Annotated in this window: 20 protein-coding genes and 1 tRNA gene; 9 read left to right on the forward strand and 12 right to left on the reverse strand. The window is 45.2% G+C overall.

Annotation, left to right across the window (positions count from 1 at the left end):
* Positions 1–17: 17 nt before the first annotated feature.
* The 8 genes from I2I33_RS05320 (at position 18) to I2I33_RS05355 (ending at position 6,332) form a co-directional block, all read left to right on the forward strand.
* Positions 18–602, forward strand: coding sequence for an ExbD/TolR family protein (locus I2I33_RS05320; RefSeq protein WP_087419531.1), 585 nt, complete (start codon positions 18–20; stop codon positions 600–602).
* A complete protein-coding gene (locus tag I2I33_RS05325) occupies positions 602–1,069 on the forward strand; it encodes an ExbD/TolR family protein (RefSeq protein ID WP_087419530.1) in 468 nt (155 codons plus the stop codon). Before I2I33_RS05320 ends, I2I33_RS05325 begins: the two co-directional genes overlap by 1 nt.
* A gap of 80 nt (positions 1,070–1,149) precedes the next feature.
* Positions 1,150–1,224, forward strand: a tRNA-Arg gene (locus tag I2I33_RS05330).
* A gap of 130 nt (positions 1,225–1,354) precedes the next feature.
* Entirely contained in the window at positions 1,355–1,942 is a 588-nt protein-coding gene (locus tag I2I33_RS05335) for an ORF6N domain-containing protein (protein ID WP_087419529.1), read from the forward strand.
* A 17-nt stretch (positions 1,943–1,959) separates the two neighbouring features.
* Positions 1,960–2,556 (forward strand): ORF6N domain-containing protein, encoded by a 597-nt coding sequence (locus I2I33_RS05340; RefSeq protein ID WP_087419528.1) that lies wholly within the window; start codon positions 1,960–1,962, stop codon positions 2,554–2,556.
* A 17-nt stretch (positions 2,557–2,573) separates the two neighbouring features.
* Entirely contained in the window at positions 2,574–3,170 is a 597-nt protein-coding gene (locus tag I2I33_RS05345) for an ORF6N domain-containing protein (RefSeq protein WP_087419527.1), read from the forward strand.
* 4 nt (positions 3,171–3,174) lie between these two features.
* On the forward strand, positions 3,175–3,765 hold the full coding sequence (locus tag I2I33_RS05350) for a type 1 glutamine amidotransferase family protein (protein ID WP_087419787.1): 591 nt from the start codon (positions 3,175–3,177) through the stop codon (positions 3,763–3,765).
* 86 nt (positions 3,766–3,851) lie between these two features.
* Positions 3,852–6,332: an ATP-binding protein gene (locus I2I33_RS05355; protein WP_087419526.1), complete on the forward strand. Its 2,481-nt coding sequence runs from the start codon at positions 3,852–3,854 to the stop codon at positions 6,330–6,332.
* A gap of 14 nt (positions 6,333–6,346) precedes the next feature.
* Here I2I33_RS05355 and I2I33_RS05360 read toward each other — a convergent pair whose 3' ends face one another.
* The 8 genes from I2I33_RS05360 to I2I33_RS05395 form a co-directional block, all read right to left on the reverse strand.
* Positions 6,347–7,681: a sigma-54-dependent transcriptional regulator gene (locus I2I33_RS05360; RefSeq protein ID WP_087419525.1), complete on the reverse strand. Its 1,335-nt coding sequence runs from the start codon at positions 7,679–7,681 to the stop codon at positions 6,347–6,349.
* A gap of 485 nt (positions 7,682–8,166) precedes the next feature.
* Positions 8,167–9,510, reverse strand: coding sequence for an argininosuccinate lyase (gene argH / locus I2I33_RS05365; protein ID WP_195666748.1), 1,344 nt, complete (start codon positions 9,508–9,510; stop codon positions 8,167–8,169).
* A 228-nt stretch (positions 9,511–9,738) separates the two neighbouring features.
* Positions 9,739–10,788: a M20 family metallo-hydrolase gene (locus tag I2I33_RS05370; protein WP_087419523.1), complete on the reverse strand. Its 1,050-nt coding sequence runs from the start codon at positions 10,786–10,788 to the stop codon at positions 9,739–9,741.
* Positions 10,767–11,564 carry an acetylglutamate kinase gene (gene argB, locus I2I33_RS05375; RefSeq protein WP_087419522.1) on the reverse strand — a complete coding sequence of 266 codons (798 nt, stop codon included), beginning with the start codon at positions 11,562–11,564 and terminating at the stop codon, positions 10,767–10,769. Before argB ends, I2I33_RS05370 begins: the two co-directional genes overlap by 22 nt.
* 3 nt (positions 11,565–11,567) lie before the next feature.
* Positions 11,568–12,686 carry an aspartate aminotransferase family protein gene (locus I2I33_RS05380; protein WP_087419521.1) on the reverse strand — a complete coding sequence of 373 codons (1,119 nt, stop codon included), beginning with the start codon at positions 12,684–12,686 and terminating at the stop codon, positions 11,568–11,570.
* 11 nt (positions 12,687–12,697) lie between these two features.
* The gene (gene argC / locus I2I33_RS05385; RefSeq protein ID WP_087419520.1) at positions 12,698–13,660 is read right to left on the reverse strand and encodes an N-acetyl-gamma-glutamyl-phosphate reductase; all 963 of its coding nucleotides are present in this window, start codon (positions 13,658–13,660) and stop codon (positions 12,698–12,700) included.
* Complete coding sequence (locus I2I33_RS05390; RefSeq protein WP_087419519.1) at positions 13,657–14,859, reverse strand: argininosuccinate synthase; 1,203 nt, start codon at positions 14,857–14,859, stop codon at positions 13,657–13,659. Before I2I33_RS05390 ends, argC begins: the two co-directional genes overlap by 4 nt.
* Before the next feature lie 16 nt (positions 14,860–14,875).
* Positions 14,876–15,553, reverse strand: a complete 678-nt coding sequence (locus I2I33_RS05395) for a GNAT family N-acetyltransferase (protein WP_317193312.1) — start codon at positions 15,551–15,553, stop codon at positions 14,876–14,878.
* A 405-nt stretch (positions 15,554–15,958) separates the two neighbouring features.
* On the opposite strand from I2I33_RS05395, the gene I2I33_RS05400 reads away from it, so the two are divergent.
* Complete coding sequence (locus tag I2I33_RS05400) at positions 15,959–17,323, forward strand: S41 family peptidase (RefSeq protein WP_087419517.1); 1,365 nt, start codon at positions 15,959–15,961, stop codon at positions 17,321–17,323.
* Between the two features lie 395 nt (positions 17,324–17,718).
* Here I2I33_RS05400 and lepB read toward each other — a convergent pair whose 3' ends face one another.
* The 4 genes from lepB to I2I33_RS05420 form a co-directional block, all read right to left on the reverse strand.
* On the reverse strand, positions 17,719–18,765 hold the full coding sequence (gene lepB, locus I2I33_RS05405) for a signal peptidase I (RefSeq protein ID WP_087419516.1): 1,047 nt from the start codon (positions 18,763–18,765) through the stop codon (positions 17,719–17,721).
* 88 nt (positions 18,766–18,853) lie between these two features.
* Positions 18,854–19,573 (reverse strand): head GIN domain-containing protein, encoded by a 720-nt coding sequence (locus I2I33_RS05410; RefSeq protein ID WP_087419515.1) that lies wholly within the window; start codon positions 19,571–19,573, stop codon positions 18,854–18,856.
* A 299-nt stretch (positions 19,574–19,872) separates the two neighbouring features.
* Positions 19,873–21,285: a TolC family protein gene (locus tag I2I33_RS05415; RefSeq protein WP_087419514.1), complete on the reverse strand. Its 1,413-nt coding sequence runs from the start codon at positions 21,283–21,285 to the stop codon at positions 19,873–19,875.
* A gap of 181 nt (positions 21,286–21,466) precedes the next feature.
* Entirely contained in the window at positions 21,467–24,589 is a 3,123-nt protein-coding gene (locus I2I33_RS05420; protein WP_087419513.1) for an efflux RND transporter permease subunit, read from the reverse strand.
* Positions 24,590–24,655 lie beyond the last annotated feature (66 nt).

The following is a 24,655-nucleotide window of genomic DNA, read 5'->3' on the forward strand; positions in this document are numbered from 1 at the left end:
AGTAAAAAAAGAGATTTATGGCAAATAAAAAAACACCAGAAATTAATGCCTCTTCCACAGCGGATATAGCATTCTTGCTGTTGACATTCTTCTTGATGTCAACGACCATGGATGTGGACTCAGGATTATTCAGACGGTTACCGCCAATGCCTCCAGAAAATCAAGTAATCGCTCCGCCTGTTGCCAAACGCAATATATTACAGGTTTTGGTAAACAAGAACGATTTGCTGGCCGTAAACGGGGAACTGATGCAAATTGAGAATCTGAAGGAGAAGGCAAAAGAGTTTATTCTAAACCCACAAAATAGAGATGACCTACCGAGCAAGGTTGTTAAAGAAATTCCTTTCTTTGGACAAGCTGAAGTTTCGAGAGGGATTATCTCTCTTCAAAGTGACCGTGGTACCTCATATAAAATGTATATTGCCGTTCAGGACGAACTGACCGCAGCATACAACGAAATCAGAGATATTAAAGCCATGGAAAAATGGGGAAAGAAATATAGCGAACTCACGGAAGAGCAAATGGATGCAGTGAGAAAACTTGTTCCCACCGCAATATCCGAGGCAGAACCTAAAAATATCGGGAAAGGAGGAAAGAGGTAATGGCTAAATTTAGAAAAGAAGGCGGAAAAGAGACTCCTGCAATTTCAACAGCATCTCTACCGGATATCGTGTTCATGCTATTATTCTTCTTCATGGTTAGTACCACGATGCGAGAAGTACTCGTGATGGTTGATAACGGAATGCCCGAGGCAAAGGAAGTTACCAAATTGGAGAAAAAATCTCTGGTTAGTAACATCTTTATCGGAAAACCAAAAGATCAGTACGTGGCTACTTACGGAAGTGAACCTCGTATCCAGTTGAATGATAAGCTGGCAAGCGTAAGTGAAATCAGTAGTTTCGTTGCCGCTGAACAAGAAACTCGTAAAGAGGAAGAACGGAACATGATCACGAATAACTTAAAAGTTGATCAGTTTACAAAAATGGGTATTGTAACCGACGTAAAACAAGAATTGCGTAAAGCAAATTCTTTACGTGTAAGTTACGCTACTCGTAAAAAGGTAAAATAGTTTATCTATTATACATTAAAAAAGGGAGCAAATTGCTCCCTTTTTTTAAAAATTTGATTAGCTTTGCACTCGGATAATATGGTCCCCTAGTTCAATGGATAGAATGAAGGATTCCGGTTCCTTTGATATGGGTTCGAGTCCCGTGGGGATCACCACTTTATCACATAACCCGCTAAAACACAAAACGTTATAGCGGGTTGTTTTTTATATAGCCAATATATAAGCCAAAACAACAAACTATTCTCGTTTTTCCCTACATTTGTATAAAACAACATAAGCGTAATTATGGCTAACTTGCAAATTATACAAAGTAAAATATACGAGATCAGGGGCCAGAAAGTAATGTTAGATTTCGATCTGGCAGAGCTATATGGCATTGAAACTAGAGTACTTAAACAAGCAGTCAGACGTAATTCTGCACGTTTTGAAGGAGAAGATTTCATGTTTGAACTTACCAAAGAAGAAATTTCAAGATCACAAATTGTGATCTTGAACAAAGGAAGAGGATCCAACATAAAATATGCCCCTTTTGCTTTCACAGAATTAGGTGTAGCGATGCTTAGCAGTGTTCTTAGTTCACCAACTGCCATCGAGATAAATAGGGGTATCATGCGAGCCTTTGTCGCAATGCGTCAATTAATACATATCTCTCCTGTTGATAATATCGGTGAACTAAAAAACGAATTAAAGGAACTAAAAGAATACATCGAAGATGTTTTTACCGACCAAAACGACATAAACGAAGACACTCGGATGCAACTCGAATTAATAAATCAAACCCTAGCGGAACTGCAGACAAAAGACCGGGGATTTAAGGAAAGAAAAAGAATCGGGTACAAACTACCGGGATGTGAAGAGGAGGAAAAGAAATAAACAACACGAGTGCAATTATGGACAATCTACAATTAATACAAAGCAAAATATACGAGATTAGGGGACAGAAGGTGATGTTAGACTTCGACCTAGCAGAAATGTACGGCGTCGAAACAAAACGCCTCAAAGAAGCCGTGAGGCGTAATATAGACAGGTTTGAAGGTGATGATTTTATGTTTGAGCTTACAAAAAAAGAAATAACCGAACTTTCAAGGACGCAATTTGCGACCTTGAACAAGGGACGTGGAAGCAATATAAAATATCTTCCTTTCGCTTTTACCGAACTCGGAGTAGCGATGCTTAGTAGCGTTTTGAACTCCAAGCCTGCAATAGAAATAAATAGGGGAATAATGCGGGCTTTCGTGGCAGTCCGGCAAATGCTGTCCAACCCCATAGAAAGCCGTGTTGAAAGGATCGAAACACAAGTAAAGGAACTCAAACAATACATGGAAGAGGTTCTAGTAGATCAAAATGACATCAATGATGATACCATGATGCAACTCGAATTAATAAATCAAACCTTAGCGGAACTGCAGACAAAAGACCGAGGATTTAAGGAAAGAAAAAGAATCGGGTACAAACTACCGGGATGTGAAGAGGAGGAAAAGAAATAAACAACACGAGTGCAATTATGGACAATCTGCAATTAATACAAAGCAAAATATACGAGATCAGAAGACAGAAGGTGATGTTGGATCGAGATTTGGCAGAGTTATACCAAGTCACAACAGGCAACTTGAACAAAGCTGTAAAGCGAAATCTCAAAAGATTTCCACCCGATTTCATGTTTCAGTTAACAGTAGAAAAGTGGGAAGCTTTAAGATTCCAAATTGGAATCTTAAAGAATGGTAGAGGGGAACACACGAAATATCTACCGTATGCATTCACGGAACAAGGGTTAGCGATGTTATCCGGAATTCTCAATAGTGATATAGCCATTAATGTAAATATCTCAATAATGCGGGCTTTTGTGGCTATTCGCCAAATGATCGCCAGCCCAAAAACAAATAAGATCGATGAACTCGAAAAACGAATGGATGCGATAGAAAACTATATCGAAGAAGTGTTTTCCGACTACAACGACATTAACAACGATACCCGGATACAACTCGAATTAATAAATCAAACTTTAGCGGAACTGCAGACAAAAGACCGGGGATTTAAGGAAAGAAAACAAATCGGGTATAAGTTACCGGGATGCGAAGAAGATGATAAAACTAAATATTAAAAGAATGGATAAAAAAGAAGTAATTTTTGTACTACTAAACAATTTTGCAGACTGGGAAGGTGCCTATATCTCCACCTGCCTAAATATGGGTGTCAAACCGGGATGTCCGATTAAATACAAGGTGAAAACGTTGTCACTATCCAAAGAACCCATTACCTCGATAGGTGGATTCAGGGTGTTGCCGGATTATGATATTAACAACCTACCGGATGATCATGCAGGACTTATACTCATCGGCGGCATGAACTGGTTTTTGTCCGAGGCGAAACCCATCGCATCATTAGTGGAAAAAGCAATCGCGGAAAACAAACTGGTTGCCGGAATCTGTAATGCCTCCGTGTATCTCGGAATGTATGGCTTCCTCAACCACGTAAAACATACAAGTAACACGCTGGATTACCTCAAACAATATGCAGGTACCCGGTATACGGGTGAAACTAATTATATAAACGATCAAGCCGTAAGAGACAATAACATAGTAACGGCTAACGGTAATGCCCCTTTGGAATTTTGCCGGGAGATTTTATATCAATTGAATGCCGCAACACCGGAAATTATAGAAGAGACTTATTCATTCTATAAAAACGAACTTTAAGGAGTAGCACACCAGCACGTCTAAAATAGTCAACCTTACTAATTGGTTGACTATTTTTTTATACATTTGCTATAAATCTGTTCGCTATGCAAAGACCTTTCAAATTTACCAAGCTCAAACTCATCACGGGATATATCCTAATTCTCTTGTTAGGAGCAATTGCAATTGTCTTTATCTACAAACAGACCATTGCCTTAACCCAAAAAGGGAATGATGAAATCGTTATGCAACAAAAACTATTCATCATAAGTAACACGCTCACCAAACTATACGAGGCAGAAAATACCGGAATTGCCTTTTCCCAAACGGGAACACAAAAGAATTTTGACACCTATATGAAATTGATAGAGGACATCAAGGACAACATGGATACCTTGAAAAATCTATCCATCAGCTCGGAACAAAACCTGCGAATAGACACGATAAATACACTTCTAGGTAAACGTATCGAGAATCTAAAAGACCTATATTACGTCAAAAAATATTATATACCCGAAGATTTCTACAACAAAACAATCGAAAAAATAGGTACGCTCAAAGATTCGGCAGATATCATCCCCGATCTCCGGGAAAAAATTATTACCGTCATTGACAGTAGCTATATCATCCGAGAAAGAAAAGGATTATTCCGGACGAAAAGAGATTCCATCCTAAAAGTTGACACAACCCTCCATCGCATCGTTGACACGCTCAGTATGGTCACGACGAACAACAACACGGACACATTAATGAACGTGATTCGGGATTCATGGAGCCAGTACCAGCAGCAAAAGGAAGAGATCGATGCGGAAGTCTCCCGGCGAGAGGGAATCGTTATCCAAAGTGGTCAACACATCACGGAACGCCTCAAGCGAGTACTGAAAGACCTTGAAAAAGAAGAACTCGAAAACACGATGATCCGCTTGGAACAACAGCAAATCACGACACATCATCTCACCAGAACCATATCTTGGATCGCCATCATCGCTTGTGTGCTAGTGGTCTTCTTCGTCGTTCTTATTATCAATGACATCACGCAAAGTCAACGATACAGGCGGGAACTGGAAGCAGCAAAAACATACACGGAACGGTTACTACATAACCGGGAGAAACTCATGCTAACTGTCACTCACGACATAAAATCCCCTCTAAGCTCCATCATCGGGTACATTGAACTACTAAATAACACCCAACTGGAGGAGCGACAGCACTATTTTCTCAAAAACATGAAGGGGACAGCCGAACATATCCTGCATCTTGCCAACAACATGCTTGATTTCTCCAAATTGGAATCCAATAAAATGGAGATCAACACGGTTCCATATAACCCGGGACGCCTGTTACAGGAGACGGCGGATAGTTTCCTTCCTCTAGCGGCACAAAAGAGTCTGGAATTGAAAAGCGATATTAGCAACGCCCTGAACGGACTTTACCTCGGGGATTCCATGAAAGTTCGCCAAATCGTGGTTAATATCCTATCGAACGCCATAAAATACACCCGGGAAGGAAAGGTTTCTTTATCCGCCTTTATTTCCCCTACAAAAGACGACCAGTTTATCATTGTAATCAAAGACTCCGGACCGGGAATGACGGAAGAGGAACAAGAACTGATATTTAAAGAATTCACCCGCCTAACCCCACAGCATAACAACGAGGCGGAAGGCACAGGTCTTGGCTTAACAATCACATTACAACTCGTCCATTTACTTGATGGGGAATTAACCCTCGAAAGTAAAAAAGGCGAGGGAAGTACCTTCACGGTTAAATTCCCGTTGATAAAGGCCACAGCACAAGAATCCCAACCGACAGAAACACCCTCTTCACCCCCGGTTAGGCATGAAGGGATGAAAGCCTTTATCGTCGATGATGACATTCTTCAATTGACCGTCACGACAGAATTACTCCGGAAAACAGGCATCCAGTGTGACACGTGTACACACTCTCAAGAGGCGCTATCCCGTTTGGAAAAAGGGAATTATAACATTGTTTTATCCGACATCCAGATGCCGGAAATGGACGGGTTCGAACTCGTGCAACAAATCCGAGAATCCCAAAACCAACAAATAAAAAGCCTTCCGGTAATTGCTCTGTCTGCCCGTGACGATATGCACGAAAAAGAGTATCAAGAAGCCGGCTTTTCAGCCTATCTAAATAAACCGTATACCCCGGAACAACTATATAGCAGGGTAAACGACCTGTTAGGATGTGCGATAGAAACCAAACAGCCGACAACACAAACCTCTGATAAAAACGCCCCTTACAATTTAGATATGATCATGGTCTTTGCCGACAATGACAAAGATGCCGCCAATCAAATTATCGGGTCTTTTATATCGGATTGCAAGACCAATTTCCAACTATTGGCCCAACATCTGGAATCACATGAAACGGAACAGATTGCCAAGTTAGCACACAAAATGCTACCCATGTTCAAGCAACTAGCGATTAACGATGTCATTCCCTCGTTGCTTTTCCTAGAAAAAATGCCATTGGATACAGAGGAAAACAAAATAAGAGAGAGTATTGAAAAGATCCTGCAAGAAGGAAACAATGTTCTCCAATTACTGGAAAAAGAAACACACCAATAATCTCTCAAAATATCTCATAAGTCCTCCAGACCGAAACTTTTCAATTTATTATATAATGTTTTCCTGTCTATCTGGAGCATACGGGCAGCCTCGCTCTTGTTGTTCCGGCATTTCTGCATGGCCTCCTTGATCAGCTCGATTTCCATCTCCCGCCGTGTTGTAGATGTCTTTTCAGGCTCCACGGGCTTTTGCTCCAACTCTGGGGGCAAGCAGGTCTTGGAAATCAAACTCCCCATACACAACAACGTCGCCCGTTTCACTATATTACGCATTTCCCGCAAATTCCCCGGCCACGAGTAAGCTCTAAAAATACGCATCACCTCCTCATCAAACCCGGCCACTTGTTTCCCCAGCTCCTCGTTCGCCTTATCCAAGAAATGATTGGCAAAAATCAGAATATCCTCTTTTCTCTCCCGAAGAGGCAATGCTTGAATGGAAAATTCATTCAAACGATGATACAAATCCTCGCGGAAACGACCACTCGCGACGGCCTCTTTGAGATTCTCATTCGTGGCTGAAATAATACGAACATCAAAAGGAATATCAACGTTCCCGCCCACGGGATGTACTTTACGCTCTTCAAGTGCGCGCAACAACTGGACTTGCACGTCATAAGGCAAATTACCAATCTCATCCAAGAAAATAGTCCCCCCCGACGCGGTCACGAAATACCCCTGTTTATCGGTAACGGCACCCGTGAAAGAACCCTTAATATGCCCGAAAAACTCACTCGCGGCAAGGTCCTTCGGTATTGCCCCACAATCAACCGCCACGAAAGGTCCGTCCTTCCGGTTACTCATCAAGTGAATCAAGCGAGCGATATACTCTTTACCCGTACCACTCTCCCCGTTAATCAAAACCGTCATCGTGGTAGGCCCTACCAGATGAATATATTCATATTGCCGATCGGCACCTTCACTCACTCCTTTTATATAAGAAAAGCTCGTCGTTTTCGCTTTTGCAGGAACAGACTTGGCAACGGGCTCTGCCTCCAACTTCAAAGCTTCCTGCAACTTTTTAAGAATCTCATCCGGGATAACAGGCTTAGCCACGTAGTCAAAAGCCCCCAGTTTAATCGCCGTGACTGCGGTCTGTATATCGGCATACCCCGTCATCAGAAGCACCTGTGTTTCCGGTGTTTTCTCCTTGATCACCCGCAGCAAATCGATCCCGTCCTTATCCGGCAAACGTAAATCCGTCAACACGAGATCAAACCCTGCTTTATCCAATTGCTTTACAGCGTCCTTGTAGGAAAAAGCAGTATCTACCTCAAATCCACGTTTTTCCAACCATTTTTTCAGCATGATACAAAATGTTGTATCGTCATCCACGATTAAAATCTTTGCCATAAGTCGATTTATTTCTAACACGAAAATAGCCTTAATCGACTAAACAAAAAAGTTTTTAACGGAATTTAGGAAAAGAAAGCAGGTAACCCTCTGGAAAAGAGATACCTGCTTGAAACAAATGTAATAAATCTCCTCAAACCTCCAACTACACGAATAAAACTCCCGCTCTTACTAACGGATATTGACGTATACCCGTCGTGTTTATATTAATAATTGTCTATCATCAAGATGATTAGGTTCACTCTACTTCATTTCAGGTTCTGCTAAAAAATGCGGTAACAAAAGTCCCGAAATAGCTATTACGATAAAAAATATACAAATTCCCATAACCAATCAATTTTAATCATTCAACCATTTGCTTATAGTATAGAGAATTGTATGCCACCACAAAACAGAATATACAATTACAAAATAATCAACTACTTATACAGTAATCTTAATAAATAAGTATGTGGAAAGATGTGGAACAAGTGTGGAAAAAATCCCTATAATCTGTTCCCCAACAGACCTTCTATCGCCTCACGAACCGTCGTAATGTCCCACTCGGATACTCTTTGCTCGAATTTATCTTTAATCTCCGTCAGGCAAAGATTACCCATACTTCCCTCGTGCGTATGATGAATCTCCCGTACCCCATCCCGATAACTCCCCTCTTGAATTTGCATTCCAATTTCCCGGTAAGCCTCCCGAAATGGGATTCCGGCCATTACCCGTTCATTCACATCCTCCACGGAAAAAATATAGGCATAACGGGGATCTCGTAAAACATCCCGTTTCACTTCCATTTCTTGCAACACGAGATGAGCCATAAAAAGGGAATCATTCAACTCTTGAAAAGCGGGTAAAAACAACTCCTTGGTCAATTGCATATCCCGAAAATACCCGGAAGTCAGGTTCGTACAGATCATGGCCATTTGCATGGGGAGCGATTGCAAGTGATTACATTTCGTCCGGATCAACTCGAATATATCCGGGTTCTTCTTGTGCGGCATGATGCTGGATCCCGTTGTATACTTATCCGGCAAACGTACAAAACCGAAATTACTACAAGCGAAAAGACAAACATCGGCAGCCAAACGTCCCAGAGTCGTCGCCACGGTAGCCAATCCGAATAACACGTTCTTTTCCATCTTTCCCCTCTGCATCTGGGCATAAACCACGTTATAAGCCAAACTTGAAAATCCGAGCAAATCAGTCGTCATTTGCCGATTCAAAGCAATCGACGAGCCATACCCCGCCCCGGAACCAAGAGGATTCGTGTTCACCATATCGTAAGCCGCCTTCAACGCCAACAAATCGTCAGCAAGCGATTCGGCATAAGCACCAAACCACAAGCCGAAAGAAGAAGGCATGGCCACCTGCAAATGCGTGTAACCGGGAATCAACACATCTTTATTCTCCCCTGCCCGTCGTATCAACAAATCAAACAAACGTTCTATATGTTCCAACGTTTCGAATATCGCCTCCCGGGTAAATAATTTCAAATCGAGTAACACCTGATCATTCCGGGAACGTCCCGTGTGAATCTTTTTCCCCGCATCCCCACATTCTCGCACCAGCAATAACTCGATCTGAGAATGCACGTCTTCAATTCCCTCTTCTATCACGAACTCGCCCCTTTCCACCATTCCGTGAATATCAACCAATGCCCGCTGCAAAGATTTATATTCCGCCTCATTCACCAAGCCCACAGCATGTAACATTTTCAAATGAGCCAAATTCCCGATGACATCGGCCTCCGCCAGCATAACATCCAGCTCCCGGTCTTTCCCTATCGTAAATGATTCCGTAAAACCATCTATATCATATCCTTTATCCCAAAGCTTCATCCTATTTTAAATTTTAGATTTTAAATTTTAAATTCCAGTCACACAAGGCCAACGCCTTCTGATTTTCTACTTTTATTTTTTATCTTTTCAACTACCCCCTCTAGCTCCCCCTTTTCAAGGGGGAGAAACGGACGCAAGAAACTGCCACAATATCTCAATGTAGCGTATTCTCCCCCTGTGTAAGGGGGAGTTAGAGGGGGTAGTTATTAACTTTTAGCTTGTTTAGAACTATAATTCAACATATTGAATGATAGATTTAAACAATTTAATCCCCTCCCGTATTTCTTCCAAACGAATATATTCATTTGCCGTGTGCGAACGAGCGCTATCCCCGGGGCCTATCTTCAGTGAGGGACATGGAATCACCGCCTGATTCGATGTCGTCGGGGAACCGTAAGGAGATAACCCCAACTCGATGCATCGTTTCACCATCGGGTGAGAAAGCGAGACGGAAGATGAGTTCAGTGAAAAAGAGCGAGGGATCATATCGCATTTCACGTGATCACGGATCGTATCAAATATTTCCTGATTTGTGTAAAGTTCATTTACCCGTACATCCACCATGAAATGACAAGTTGCAGGAACCATGTTATGCAGAGTTCCCGCCTCGATCCCCGTTACGCTCATTTTCACCGGACCCAACAATTCCGAAATCTTTTCGAACCGATACGTACGAAACCAATGTATATCTTCCATTGCCTCATAAATCGCATTCACCCCTTCCTCTCTTGCGGCGTGTCCCGCTTTTCCTCGGGCGTAACCATCCAACACCATCAACCCCTTCTCCGCTATCGCCGGACACATTCCCGTAGGCTCTCCCACAAGGGCAAAATCAACCCGACCGAGCTCTGGAAACACGCTTTGAATCCCGCCACTTCCCGTGTTCTCCTCTTCCGCGGATGCCAAGAATATCAGATTACACGGCAAACTCCCGGATGCCAATTCAACAAAAACCGCCAGCATAGAGACAAGACTTCCCCCCGTGTCATTACTTCCCAAACCGAACAACTTTCCCTCCTTCACAACCGGCGTAAAAGGATCACTGTCCCAAGTCCCGTTAGGACGCACGGTATCCAAGTGTGCATCGAGTAATAACGTGGGCTTCGCGTCATCGAAATTCTTTGAACGACTCCACACGTTATTACCTTTGCGATGCACGTCGAACCTATATCTTTTCAACACATCGGCAATCAAATCAGCCACCTTGTCTTCTTGCTTACTGAAAGAAGGGATGGATATAATTTGTTTTAAAAGTTCTATTGCTCCACTCGCGTCCATTGTTTTTCCAATATTATCCTAGTTCCCGCATCCGGTTGGCCCAAATCATCCGGATGAATCAACCAAACCGCCTGCACCCCGTTAGAAACAGATTTAAAAGCGTTATCCAACTTGGGGATCATACCGGAATGAATCATCCCGCTTTGCTTATATTTTTCATACAAAGACGGGGTAAGACAAGGAATCACGGAACCTTCATCCCCGACATCCGTCAACACCCCCTTTTTATCAAAACAATAGATCAACTCCACGTCATAGCACATCCCCAGCGTCTCCGCCACCGCCGCCGCGATCCCGTCCGCATTCGAATTCAACAACACCCCTTTCCCGTCATGCGTGATCGGAGAAATAACAGGCACCACCCCGGCTTGTAACAATAATTCGAGCCCCCCCATACGCACCAGTCGGACATCCCCCACATATCCCCAATCAATACTCTGCCCTTCCCGCCGATCGGTTTGCACCAGATTCAGGTCGCACCCGGAAAGTCCACAAGCATTCACTCCCAAAGCCTGCAGACGAGCAACCAGCGTTTTGTTGATCCATCCGGCATAAACCATCACCGTGACTTCCAGAGTCTCCCGATCGGTCACCCGTCTCCCATCAATCATTTTGCAGGGAATCCCCAATCGTTCCGCAAGCTGCCCGGCAAAAGTCCCGCCACCATGCACGATAACAAAAGGGGAAGTCATCGATGCAAACTTCCGGCACAACCGGTTCAACAGTCCCGCGTCCTCGATCAAAGCACCCCCGATTTTTATGACTTTACATTTCATCTGTTAATTCATTACTTGTTTAAACCGAGCGACAAACTCATCAACTTCCTCCCGGGTAACACACAACGGGGGCAATAAACGCAAAGTGTTCTTCCCGCTATTCCCCGTGATCACGTGTTGATTCGCCAGCAAACGACGACGGAAAATCGAATGAGGAATATCAATATCCACCCCAACCATCAATCCCTTTCCCCGCACTTCAATCACCCCGTTCAAAACTTTTAATCGCTCCATCAGATACCCACCGACACGATCGGCATTTTCCACCAGTTGCTCGTCCTTGATCACATCCAACACGGCAATCCCAGCCGCACAAGCCAAATGATTTCCCCCAAATGTCGTTCCCAACATCCCCTTCTCCGCCTTGATCAACCCGCGAATCAGTACTCCGGCAACCGGGAATCCGTTGCCCATTCCTTTCGCCATAGTGATCACGTCCGGCTCGATCCCCGCGTGCTGATAGGCAAAGAATTTCCCGCTCCGCCCGTAGCCCGACTGGATTTCATCCAAAATCAATAACGTACCTGTCTGATCACAAACCTCACGAGCCGCCCGCAGAAACTCTCCTGTCGGAATCCGGATTCCCCCGACACCTTGAATTCCCTCCACGATGACAGCCGCGTATTCCTCCCCGGACAACTCCCATTTCAAAGCCTCCTCGTCATTCAAATCGATAAATGTCACTTGATGTCCCCGATTCCAAGGTGCCTGTATTGTCGGGTTATCCGTGATGGCAACGGCCCCGCTCGTACGCCCGTGAAAGGCAGCGTGCATGGCCAGTATTTTCGAACGCCCCGTAACAAAAGAAGACAGTTTCAAGGCATTCTCGTTAGCCTCCGCCCCACTGTTACAAAGAAACAAATTATAATCCGTGCAACCGGAAAGCTCCCGCAATCTCCACTCCAACTCCTCCTGCAAATGATTCTTCACGGCATTTGAATAAAACCCGATACGATTCAATTGCCCCGTCACCAACTCCACGTAATGCGGATGCGAATGTCCGATTGAAATAACGGCGTGTCCCCCGTAAAAATCAAGGTATTTATTTCCATCACGATCCCAGAAATAGGCTTTCTCCGCCTTGACCGGCTCTATATCCAATAAATTATAAACATCAAACATACTCGAATAAATTAAAAATAACTGGCTTTCAAACCCAAACCCATTGTTTCTTCCAGTCCGCACATCAGGTTCATATTCTGCACGGCCTGTCCGGATGCCCCCTTTAACAGGTTATCAATCACGGAAGTCACTAACACGTTACGATCCTGCCGCTCAATATGGACAAAACAATAATTCGTGTTCACCACCTGTTTCAAATAAACAGATTCGTCACTCATCACCGTGAAAGAATGTCCCTCGTAACAAGCGGCATACATAGATCGGAGTTCCGACAAATCCCGTTCACTCTCGAAAACCGCATTTACCATGATCCCCCGGGCATGACACCCACGCACCGGAACAAAAGCAATATCCGTCTGTACATCTTCATCCTGCCCGGACAACGTTTCCCGTATTTCAGCCAAATGCTGGTGAGAAAAAGCCTTGTAAACCGAAAGATTCTGCGCCCGATGGCTATAATGCGTCTCTTCCGTCGGTTTCTGTCCCGCACCCGTCGCCCCGGTAATCCCGAAGACCGACACGTGGGCAGGCAGCAAACCGCTCTTCGCCAACGGTAGCAACCCCAATTCTATTGCCGTCGCAAAACATCCCGGATTCGCCACGTGCCAAGCTCCTCGTATCCGCTCCCGATTCAGTTCCGGCAAACCGTAAACAAAATCCCCAGCATTCGACTTTAACCGGAAATCATGACTCAAATCAATGATTCGCACGGATGCCGGAACCGGATGCCGTTCTAAAAATTGAGCCGACATCCCGTGTCCCATGCACAGGAAAAGAACATCAATACCCGTCAAATCCAAATCGGAAAACTTCAAATTCGTGTAAATCAAATCCCGATGAACTCGTCCGACAGGTTCTCCCCGGTGCGATTCACTTTGTAAATAACGCAATTCCACTTGCGGGTGAGAAATTAATACGCGGATCAATTCCCCCGCGGTGTAACCGGCAGCCCCGGCAATACCCACTCTGATCATAGTCCCTCCTCGCTCTTCTCGTTCACCGCGTGATAAACCCGCAAAGGCATCGACAACATCCGGGTAAAACCTTTCACATCCTCTGCCGTCCAAGCCTTGTTCTCCTCCCCGTAACAAGCAAACGTGGCATCCATCAGATCATGGTCTGACCGCACTCCCAACAATTCGAAACAATAGGGACGCATCCGAACCCGCACGTCACCTGAAACGTATCGTTGTGTATCTTTTAGGAAACTCTCGATATTCCGCATAACAGGTTCCCCGTACATGGCCTCGTGTAAAAACATTCCGTACCAGTTGCCCAGTTGTTCCTTCCAATACATCTGCCATTTCGTGAGTGTATGTTTTTCCAGTAATTCATGGGCTTTAATAATCATCAACGGAGCAGCCGCCTCGAAACCGACACGTCCTTTAATCCCCACAATCGTGTCCCCCACGTGGGTGTCACGACCGATTGCCCAAACAGAGGCCAAAGCCTCCACCCGGCGGATAGCCTCGATTTTATCCGTGTAACATTCACCGTTTACCCGGCACAACTCTCCCCGTTCAAACGACAAGATCAACTCCTCTTCACCCTCCTTCTCCAAAGAAGAAGGATAGGCCTCTCCCGGAAGATATTCCCATGAATTCAATGTTTCTTTCCCTCCCACCGAGGTTCCCCAAAGTCCTTTGTTGATGGAATAAGCCATTTTGGACCAATCCCGCTCCACACCTTTCGATTTCAAATAGGCAATTTCCTCTTCCCGGCTCAGTTTCAAATCACGAGTCGGGGTTATAATTTCCATTTCCGGGGCAAACACGGAAAAACAAAGATCAAAACGAACCTGGTCATTCCCGGCCCCCGTACTTCCATGAGCCAAACCGTCCGCCCCAATCTCCTTCGCGTAACGCACGATAGCCAACGCTTGGAAAGTACGTTCGGAGCTGACCGATACCGGGTAAGTCTTGTTACGCAAAACATTCCCGAAAATCATATATCTAATACATTTCTCGTAATATTCCCCCGTGACATCCAGCGTCACGTGTTTCTTCGCCCCCAAGGCATACGCCTTTTCCTCGATCCCGGCCAGCTCACCGGGGGTAAATCCCCCGGTATTCGCCAATGCCGTGTAAACCTCAAGCCCCATTTCCTCGCTCAGGTACTTGACACAGTAAGAGGTATCTAATCCCCCGCTATATGCTAAAACTACTTTTTTCATGAATATAAATTACAAGTTACAAATTTGCCGTATGTTTCATGGCAGAGCGAGAAACCGGTAACCCGCAAACCGCCAACGTGGACCCCACAACATGACGCAGATGCTTGAACAAAGGCAATGACCTCCCCTTAGCCGCCTTTTTAGCCGCCGCCTGTTGTCTGGCCACGACCTCCGGGTCATAAATCATCCCGGTACAAAGACACTTGGTCATGTTCGTCCGTTGCAATATGTCATAATTCACGCAAGACTTGCATCCGGCCCAAAACTCCTCGTCATCCGTGAGTTTGGCAAAAGTAACAGGCACGTAACCCAATGAAGTATTGATTCGCATCACCTGCTCACCAGTTGTCAAGCCGAAAAGCTTTGCTTGCGGGAATCGCCTTCGCGACAGATGAAAAGCAGCCTCTTTTATTTGTTTTGCTACTCCCAATCCCCGGTACGCCGGTACCACGATTAACCCGGAGTTCGCCACGAATTTCTGGTGACCCCATGATTCAATATAGCAGAAACCCACGAACTCCTCTCGATTCAGAGCGATAATTGCCTTTCCACTTCGGATTTTATCAGCAATATACTCGTTCGTTCTTCTGGCTATACCAGTACCTCTTGCTTTTGCAGCATGATCAATCGCATCGTTTATCGCTGTCACGTATGACAGGTGTTTCTCGGATGCAACTACAACTTCAATCTTCATCTTTTTACCATTTAATCTAAATCATTCAAATTCTTTTTGATTACTCGTTGTGCATATTTATTTATTCACGATGCAAATATATGCATTAATATGCGGCAAAAACAAATATTTTCTCATTTTTTTCACCAAAAGAAAAGGAAACGCCTTGACACCTAACACCAACAAACAATCAAACAATATATTACATGAAATAAAAACAACAAGCAAAGTGCCACTCATTCCAAATACTACAAGCACTACACGAAGAAAACGTACTAATTTCACCATCTCTAAAACACGAAGAAAACGATCGGGATAGTTATATTGAATAAATATGCAATATCACCAAAAACTTTTTATTCAAAATCGCATATGGAAATCCATTAAAAATTCGTAATATTGTGGCTTACTATCAGACATAAACTTATGTATAGACTATTCTTCTTTTCGATTTTAGCAGGATTCCTATCAAGTTGTGAGGATTCACGCGGAGTAAGCCCTACTCCGGGCCCTTACTCGTATGTCCGGATTAACACGTTCACGAAAGACAAAATGACCGACCAATACTTTTGGGCGGATGAAGTCAAGGACAAAAACATTGATCCAGATAGTAACCCGGCGGAATATTTCGCTACCATGAAATACCCCGAGGACCAATGGTCACGCATCACGAGTTCCAAAGGTTTGGGAGAAATTGCCGACGCCTCCGGGTATGACGAAGGTTTTGGCTACAACTTGACTTTCTGGGAGAAAGAGGGCTACATATTCGCGGATGTCAATTTCGTTCACCCGAATTCTCCAGCAGCAAAAGCAGGACTTAAACGGGGAGACCTGATCACTCACATGGACGGGGAAAGGATCACGACGGAAAATTACACGGACTTATATTACGCATCCCAGCTTTCTCTCGGGCTATCAAACGATGAAGTATCAGAACCGTACGAAACGAAAAAGCTGACCGCCCAAACATACACGATCGATCCGGTACTTGATTACGGGTTGATTCCCTTGGAGAACCAAACAATCGGGTACATGATCTACACGGATTTCGTGTTCCGCGGTAACACGTCGTTGGCACAACTGAACCACGTGTTCCAAACCTTAAAATCAGCCAATATTGACGAATTCATTCTGGATTTACGATATAATCAAGGCGGGTACATTTTTGCAGTGAAACAACTATGTTCACTTCTCGCCCCGGAAGAAGTCGTGGAAAACGAAGAACTGCTTATTCACAAAAGCTGGAATAAAGCATATCAGGAAAAATACGCTGATGATCCTACCCGCTTGGAAGAACATTTTGACAAGACGGTACCCCTTGATTCCCGTCTAAACTTGAAACGCCTGTGGGTGATCACGAGTAAAGTGACTGCATCAGCCGCCGAAATGCTGATCAGCGCCTTATCCCCATACATGGAAGTAAACGTCGTTGGCGACATTACCATGGGAAAAAATATGGGTGGAATCATCTACACGCCTAACGACAAAGACTTACAGAACTGGAATATCATGTTGATCTCCACGGAATACAGAAACAGTCGGGGAGAATCCGTCAAAGGCGGCATACCCCCCATGTTCCCCATCTTGGAGCAATTTCACCATCAACACCAACTGGGAGATAAAGAAGAACCCTTGCTGGCTGCAACCCTTCAACTCATCACGCAGGATGCAATTGCCACCCCGGTCATGAACAGTCGGAGCAGCAGAAGTCTCGACACGGGAACCCCTCGCCGGATTATCCCAAAATTCGTGCAGGCAAAGTCCAGGCTATTACTAGGGATAGAAAACTAATTCACACGGGAGAGCCCTTAAAATTCAGTTCGCATTTGCAGGTAGCTCCCTATCCGCTTTTCACTTTTTACATTCAAAAATGCAGAGGTGAGATGAAAAATTTTTGTACCATCTAATGTAAAATAATGTTATCAATATATGATCAAATTGCCATTTCAGAGCGAGCCGCTCCCATTCCCCTCCCATTCCGCCCCTATTCCCCTCCTATCAAAATAACAAATAATTATACTTGTATAGTATATATTAACAAGAGGATAAGTGTATGATAACTGTTTAATACTATTATTTTAACAGGATCAGGAATGAATCCGGTTCGAACACCACTTTTTCGGGGACAAATCGTCACTTATCCACGTATTCCGGACGTGCGAAAAAACAAGACTCTCGCCCCCATACTAATCAACATGTAAAATCCTTGCCTCGATACAGCAAGAGGGAATCGGCCCAAGAAATCGGGAATCCAATGAATTACCCCGGTTATCGCCCAACATGAAGTAATAATCTTTTTGAAAAACATAGGAAGTCAATTTATCCGGATCGGCAACACGTTCCGGTCCACGCAGCAAGGAACCGTATAACATCCGGTTCTCAGGAGTCAACTCGATTCTCATTCCCTTGTAAGGCAACTTGTAAGGCCCCCAATGCCGGAAACTCCATCCGCAGGAATCCGCGAGAAACACTTTCCGCCGGGCTTCCCCGCGTTGACGAAACACAAGACTATCGACCATCCCTCCTTGACGAAGACGATCTAACATCGTTTTATCAAGCGACATATACACGGCATCTTCAGAAACCGAATAATCATCCGAATTCATCAACAATGACAACTCTTTACACGCCTCCCGGAATCTCATATAATCCGAAAAATAAGCCATATAACGCAAACTCAACATTTTGTCCTCCTCTCGCTCTTTCCCGTTAATGACTGCACGTCCCTCCTCCACGGAGACGACATCACCCGGCAAACCGATGCACCGCTCGATGTGAATCCGGGAGGAATCCACGGGGGCATAATACGCCAGAATATCATTTTTCTTGGGCTTCCAGAAACCGATCATTTTTATCCGGTCTTTCGCCGCGAACTTACCGGTACGGTATTTACTGGAATGCGTGAACATCGTGACCAAAGGCCATTCCTCAACAGCCGAAAGATAGATACCACCATACCGCCATTTCTCGCCCCGCACAGTCACATTACTATTCAGCACGGGTAACATCGATTTCGTGGGTACCAGATAAGTCTCGTAAAACATAAACTTTGCACTCAGGTACAAGAGTAGCACGAGAACCACCATAACTAAAGCGTAACGATCATACCGGGTATCAAAAATCAAAATACCCAGAACAACAAGCAACAGTACGGAAAGGAGTAGCCACAAATATTGAAAGAAAAGTACAGACAATATCAACAACACTCCTATCAATCGATCACGTTTATTCATTTGCTACAGTTTTTATCTTTACGGGCCGTACATGGCCAGCTACCCCTCGATGTAAAGGTATAAAAAACTGCACAAAATCGCATTTATCCTATCTCCTTTTTACTAAAGTTCCCCGCCCGGTCACGTTTTGTTTGGTAATCCGCGGGGTCCCGTCATAGATTAGAATGCCAGCCGAAGAAATCTCTGCCTCCAACTGCCCGGAAATGGAAACTTCTGCCTTGGCAGCCCCGCTAATCTCGGCATCACAATTTTTCACACGCAGCTCCCAAGCTTTCAGCGTGGCAGCGGAAGACATTTCCAAATCAAACTGCTCCACCTCACCTTTAAGTTCTAGTCTTGCGGCACCGGATGCCTCCACGTCAACTTCACTTCCTTTCACCTCCAACTTCACGCTCCCCGCACCGGATGCCACGATTTCCAGTTTATTCACGGTAAAAGGCGAACTTCCTTCCAAACGCCCGGCAGCCGCCACGTTTATATCCGTGATAACAGGCATGGACACGGAAACATTCATTGCCGTATATCCCCGAATAATCACTTCCGGGTCAAGGAAAATATTCAATTGCCCGTTCTTTATCTCCGTTTTTATATAAGGAATAATATTATCATCCGCCTCCACGGTAATCCCTTCCGTTTTTCCTTGTGATATATACAAGGTGATCGACTGTTGAACGGAAACACGGGTAAACGGCTGATTCACCTGACGATCATGCACCACAAGATACCCCGTTCCCTTGATCTTCTTCACCTCGGCAGAAACAGCCCCTGCCATCAACATCCCCAATAAAATCAAACCAATCCTTTTCATAATTAACAATTTACGATTTATAATTCACGATTAAAAAGCGTGAACCTCGCAGGTGGAAATCTAAAATCTAAGGTAATTATATACAACTTTCCAGTCCATTAAGGTAATGCTTGTTTTCATTCTCAAACTCCTCCGTCACTTCGTGCCACCTCCTCTATAAACAGAGGAGGAGCTGGTGACTCTTCCCAAAACAGGGAGTATTTCAACTCTCCCTCTGTTTATAGAGGGAGTACCCCGAAGGGGGGAGGGAGTTGGTTTACTGTAAATTCATATATAAGTTCCAAATTTAAAATCTAAAATTATTCGAGTTTTCCTATCGCCTTCAGGTATTCCGATTCACACAATTTCAAAGCGGCCTTCGCGTCCACCCATTCGCTCCAAGCCTGTTGCCATTGGGCCTGAGCCTCCAACAAGTTTGTCAGATTTTCCATTCCCACCTCATACTGATCCTCGGACACTCTCAGATTTTCCTTTGCCTGCTCCAAGGCGGATTCCGTCAAACGTATCCGGGTTTGGGCATCATTCAGTTTAAAGCGACTTCCAGCTATTTCCAATTGCATCATCTCTCCCAATCGCTCTTTATTCAAGCGACTCATTTCTTCCTCGGCCTTCGCCACCCGAACTTTATTCCGTCCCTCTCCCCAGTTGAAAATAGGTATCGCCACGGATGCCATAGCACTAAAAGAACCGGAATTAGAATCGTCACCGTTCAATTTCAAGCCACCGCCATAACCGTAACCCGCGGAAACACCCACTTGAGGCAGGAAATCGGCACGGGTTACGTTTATCTCCTTCCGTTTCATATCCACCTGTTTCTCCAATATGTTATAATCCGGCCTTTGTTCCAGCCCGTCCGGCAACGCCAGCACACCGGGCGTTATCGTGGCCGATAGTGAATCGGTCAGTACCAATTCGGTATTCAAATCCAATCCCACCAAACGACAAAGATTCATTTGAGCCAACTGCTTTCCATGTTCCGCTTGCTGTAGCTGTAACAAGGCATCATTATATTTCACCTGAGCTTTCAACACATCATTCAACGGGGCCATCCCCGCCTGCTGGGCATCTTCCAAGTTCTTCAGCAACTCGTTCACCACCGACTTGTATTTCCGGGCAACCAACACCAATTCCTGTACCCGGACACATTGCCAGTAAGCCTGTTCCAATTCGACAAGCACTTCCGAACGATTCAACCGAATATTTTCCTCGGCAAGCTCTTCCCCAAATTTAGCCGCCTGATGTGCCGCCCGGATTTTCCCTCCCATAAACAAAGGTTGTTGCAATTGAACCGATGCCATATACACCCCTCTCAAAGAAAGCGATAATGGTATGTCCGGTAGAAAAGCATATTCATGGAAGACCGGCTTCCCATCCGTCCCCATCACGGGTTTCCCGTCAGCACCTATGACAACATTGGGTTGCAATTTCCCTTCAGCATCAGGCACGTAAGTCGGCAAATATCCCCCGCTTAATTTGTATTCCTGCTTTTTCTGATGATATAGATAAAAGCCTGACGCGGAAAGTTTCGGCAAATAATTTGCCCCGTATTCTTTCTTGGTCCACACGGCCTTCTCTTTTTGCTTTTCCGCGATAGCCAATTGTTTGCTATATTCAAGAGCCATCTCCCTGCATTCCTTTAAATCCAACTGCCGCTGGGCTCGTGAAGGAGTAAAAACCAATAACAACCCGATTGATAATATAATAAAACGCATAGTGTAAAAATTTAAAGTTTAGAATTTAGAATTTAGAATGGGAAAAACTACCCCCTCTAACTCCCCCTTGCACAGGGGGAGGACACGCTACATTGTAGCGATTTCTTGCGTCCGTTTCTCCCCCTTGAAAAGGGGGAGCTAGAGGGGGTCAATCTAAAATCTAAAATCATTAAATCTAAAATTAATTCGCTTTGATTTTAAAGAACAGCGAATAGAATACCGGCAAGATCACCAAAGTAATCACCGTACCGATAAACAACCCGCCCATAATCGTCACGGCCAAGGCCCCGAACATATCGTCATTAATCAAGGGAATCATTCCCAGGATCGTGGTCATCGCTGCCAAGAAGACCGGACGCAAACGCGAGGAAGAAGCATCCAGAAGAGCCAGAAAACGATCTTTCCCCGATCGAATCTGTATATCCACTTCATCTACCAGTACCACCCCGTTTTTAATCATCATACCGACCAATCCCAAGGCCCCCACGATAGCCACGAACCCGAATTCCTTGCCCGCCAGCAACATTCCCAAAACAACCCCGATAATCGCCAAGGGCAAACAAAGAATAATCATCAGCGGCTTTTTAAAGTCCTTGAACAAAGCGATCAGAATAGCCAGTACCAAAACAATTCCCAACGGAACGTTCTTAAACAAATACTGCTTGGATTGCGTGCTTGCCAGATACTCTCCCTGCCATTCCGTGGAATAACCGGGCGGGATATTCAATTTCTCAATCTTGGGCAGCAAACTATTTCGCACGTCATTTGCCGTGTAGCCGGGCGCGTTATTACACTGTGCCGATATAGAGCGTTGCCCGTTATATCGCCTGACCACCGGAACTTCCCACGAGGCGGTGATCCCGTTTGTCGCTTGGTTCAAAGGAGTAGAACCCACGACGGCCGTCATCACCTCATCCGTCGAAATCATTCCCATCATCAACTCCTTCACGGTTTCCAGACTCAACATATTCGTCGAAGGCACGAGGCTCCATACCGGAACATTATTCAAGCGCCCCGGACGTAGCCCGTCTTTACCCATACTTTTAATATAAATCGGCAAATCATGCTCTCCCTCGTAATATGACCCGACAGGCAACCCGTCCGTGGTGGCCAGTAAAGCCAACCCGACATCCTCCCTGGAAAGGTTCGCCACGCGAGCTATCGGCTGGTAATAATCCACGTTCAGCACGGGCGTCATCGGCCCCCAGTCATTCGTCACTAACATCGTCGTGGAATCCTCATTCATCAACTCCTCCACCTCCCCGCACAAACGTTTCAACACGGCCGGGTCAGGACCGGAAATCATAAATTGTACCGGATAATCCATATACATCAAATTATATTGTTTCATCCGAACGTATGCCTCCGGGTAATGCTCCGAAAGGTAAACCTGTAATGAATCAATATTCGCCTTTAAGGTTTCGGGAGAAGTGAAATCCACGATTAACTCCCCGTAACTTAAAGCGGGTTCTGCCACCGTTCGCACGAGATTATACCGGGAAGGAGTTCCTCCCAAACTGGTCGTAACGGCCGTAATTTCCGGACGGCTGGTCAAATATTCCTCGATAGAGGCCAGATCCCGTTTCACCGTCTGGGGATTCGTACCGTAAGGCATTTTATACTCTATATACAACTGATTATAGCTCAAATCAGGGAAAAATCCCTGTTGCACGAACCGGAACAGATAGATGCTGACAACCAGCAACAGGACGATCCCACCAATCACCCATACCCGGTGACGCACGGAAAACTGCAACGTGTTCCGGAAAGCCTTGTACACCCGGGTATCGTACATTTTCGTCTCATCTTCCACCTCTCCCGGCTTCACCCTTAAACCCCGGTCCGCCTGTATCGGGACATACGCCAAGGCAAGAATCCAGCTCAACCACAAGGATACGGCCAAAACGATAAACAAATCCCGGACATACTCTCCCGTGGTATCGGGAGATAAAAATATCGGCAAGAAAGTAAGAATCCCGATCGTGGTCGCTCCCAGCAAAGGCCAAGCCGTCTTCTTCGTGATATTCACCAAGGCTGCCGGCTTGGGAATCCCCTTCTTCAGGTCCACGAGAATCCCATCCGTGATCACTATCGCATTATCCACCAGCATCCCCATCGCCACGATAAACGAGGCCAGCGAAACCCGTTGCAATGTCCCGTGCATCATGTACAGCACAAGTAACGAGCCTAACACGACGATCACCAGACCGGCCCCTATGATATACCCGCTCCGGAATCCCATGAAAAGCATGACCACCAAGATCACGATAACCACCGATTCGATCAGGTTCACCATGAAGACGTTAATGGCACTTTTCACCCGTGCCGGTTGAAAGAATACCTTTTGAAAATCAATCCCTGCCGGAATAATATCTTCTTTCAACTCGGCCAGTTTGGCATCCACCTTTTTCCCCAATTGAAGAATATTCCCACCTTCCTCCATGGCAATCGAAATCGCTATTGCCGGCAAAGTATCATATAACAAACCTTCCCGTTCCGGTTTCACGTAACCCCTCGTGACACGAGCCACATCCGACAAGCGGATCTGATCCTGTTCGTGTCCCTTAATCAAAAGATTACGAATATCGTCGATCTCCTTGTAAGCCCCGTTCACGTTCACCCGCACCCGTTTCTCCCCACTATCGAAATAACCGGAGTAAACCGTTTTATTCTGCCCGTTCAGAGTCATGATTATTTCTGCCGGATGCACGCCCATGTTGGCCATCTTATCTTCCAGGAACTCGACGTTTATACAAGACTGACGTTCTCCATACACGTCCACACTGCTCACCCCGTCAATATCCAACACGGAACGACGAACCAGTTCCGCATAATCCGACATTTCCTGATAGTCAAAACCATCGGACGTCATGGCATAAAACATCCCGTACACGTCCCCGAAGTCATCCATCACGATGGAAGGTTGGGCCCCATCCGGTAGCTGAGCTTGTGCTCCCATGACTTTCCGGCGTAAAATATCCCACTTCTGCTGCAACTCCGCCAAAGGAACCGTACTACTCAATTCTACCATAATCTCCGACACGTCATCCATCGAACGAGAGGAAACATGATCCAAGTCCCCCATCGAACGAATCGCCTTCTCCAATACATCCGTCACTTCCAACTCCACCTGATAGGCAGAAGCTCCCGGATAGGCCGTCACCACCATAGCCTGCTTCACGGTTATCGCCGGGTCCTCCAACTTACTCATCGTGAAAAACGAGTATATCCCCCCAACAACCAAAACGAAAACAAAGAAGTAGACAAAAGCTCTATTCTTTAAAGCATATTCCGTAAAATTCATTGTATTTTGTTGCTTTGCAACGTTGCAAGTTGACCGGTTGCAAGTTGCAGGTTAATTTAGTTTTCA

The sequence above is a fragment of the Butyricimonas sp. BSD2780061689_150309_C8 genome (assembly GCF_015560935.1).
Taxonomy (GTDB): domain Bacteria; phylum Bacteroidota; class Bacteroidia; order Bacteroidales; family Marinifilaceae; genus Butyricimonas; species Butyricimonas paravirosa.

What these genes read in the sequence shown, in the direction of transcription:
- I2I33_RS05320 (WP_087419531.1), top strand. Translation starts at nt 18, where the DNA reads ATGGCAAATAAAAAAACACCAGAAATTAATGCCTCTTCCACAGCGGAT.
- I2I33_RS05325 (WP_087419530.1), top strand. Translation starts at nt 602, where the DNA reads ATGGCTAAATTTAGAAAAGAAGGCGGAAAAGAGACTCCTGCAATTTCA.
- I2I33_RS05335 (WP_087419529.1), top strand. Translation starts at nt 1,355, where the DNA reads ATGGCTAACTTGCAAATTATACAAAGTAAAATATACGAGATCAGGGGC.
- I2I33_RS05340 (WP_087419528.1), top strand. Translation starts at nt 1,960, where the DNA reads ATGGACAATCTACAATTAATACAAAGCAAAATATACGAGATTAGGGGA.
- I2I33_RS05345 (WP_087419527.1), top strand. Translation starts at nt 2,574, where the DNA reads ATGGACAATCTGCAATTAATACAAAGCAAAATATACGAGATCAGAAGA.
- I2I33_RS05350 (WP_087419787.1), top strand. Translation starts at nt 3,175, where the DNA reads ATGGATAAAAAAGAAGTAATTTTTGTACTACTAAACAATTTTGCAGAC.
- I2I33_RS05355 (WP_087419526.1), top strand. Translation starts at nt 3,852, where the DNA reads ATGCAAAGACCTTTCAAATTTACCAAGCTCAAACTCATCACGGGATAT.
- I2I33_RS05360 (WP_087419525.1), bottom strand. Translation starts at nt 7,681, where the DNA reads ATGGCAAAGATTTTAATCGTGGATGACGATACAACATTTTGTATCATG.
- argH (WP_195666748.1), bottom strand. Translation starts at nt 9,510, where the DNA reads ATGAAGCTTTGGGATAAAGGATATGATATAGATGGTTTTACGGAATCA.
- I2I33_RS05370 (WP_087419523.1), bottom strand. Translation starts at nt 10,788, where the DNA reads ATGGACGCGAGTGGAGCAATAGAACTTTTAAAACAAATTATATCCATC.
- argB (WP_087419522.1), bottom strand. Translation starts at nt 11,564, where the DNA reads ATGAAATGTAAAGTCATAAAAATCGGGGGTGCTTTGATCGAGGACGCG.
- I2I33_RS05380 (WP_087419521.1), bottom strand. Translation starts at nt 12,686, where the DNA reads ATGTTTGATGTTTATAATTTATTGGATATAGAGCCGGTCAAGGCGGAG.
- argC (WP_087419520.1), bottom strand. Translation starts at nt 13,660, where the DNA reads ATGATCAGAGTGGGTATTGCCGGGGCTGCCGGTTACACCGCGGGGGAA.
- I2I33_RS05390 (WP_087419519.1), bottom strand. Translation starts at nt 14,859, where the DNA reads ATGAAAAAAGTAGTTTTAGCATATAGCGGGGGATTAGATACCTCTTAC.
- I2I33_RS05395 (WP_317193312.1), bottom strand. Translation starts at nt 15,553, where the DNA reads ATGAAGATTGAAGTTGTAGTTGCATCCGAGAAACACCTGTCATACGTG.
- I2I33_RS05400 (WP_087419517.1), top strand. Translation starts at nt 15,959, where the DNA reads ATGTATAGACTATTCTTCTTTTCGATTTTAGCAGGATTCCTATCAAGT.
- lepB (WP_087419516.1), bottom strand. Translation starts at nt 18,765, where the DNA reads ATGAATAAACGTGATCGATTGATAGGAGTGTTGTTGATATTGTCTGTA.
- I2I33_RS05410 (WP_087419515.1), bottom strand. Translation starts at nt 19,573, where the DNA reads ATGAAAAGGATTGGTTTGATTTTATTGGGGATGTTGATGGCAGGGGCT.
- I2I33_RS05415 (WP_087419514.1), bottom strand. Translation starts at nt 21,285, where the DNA reads ATGCGTTTTATTATATTATCAATCGGGTTGTTATTGGTTTTTACTCCT.
- I2I33_RS05420 (WP_087419513.1), bottom strand. Translation starts at nt 24,589, where the DNA reads ATGAATTTTACGGAATATGCTTTAAAGAATAGAGCTTTTGTCTACTTC.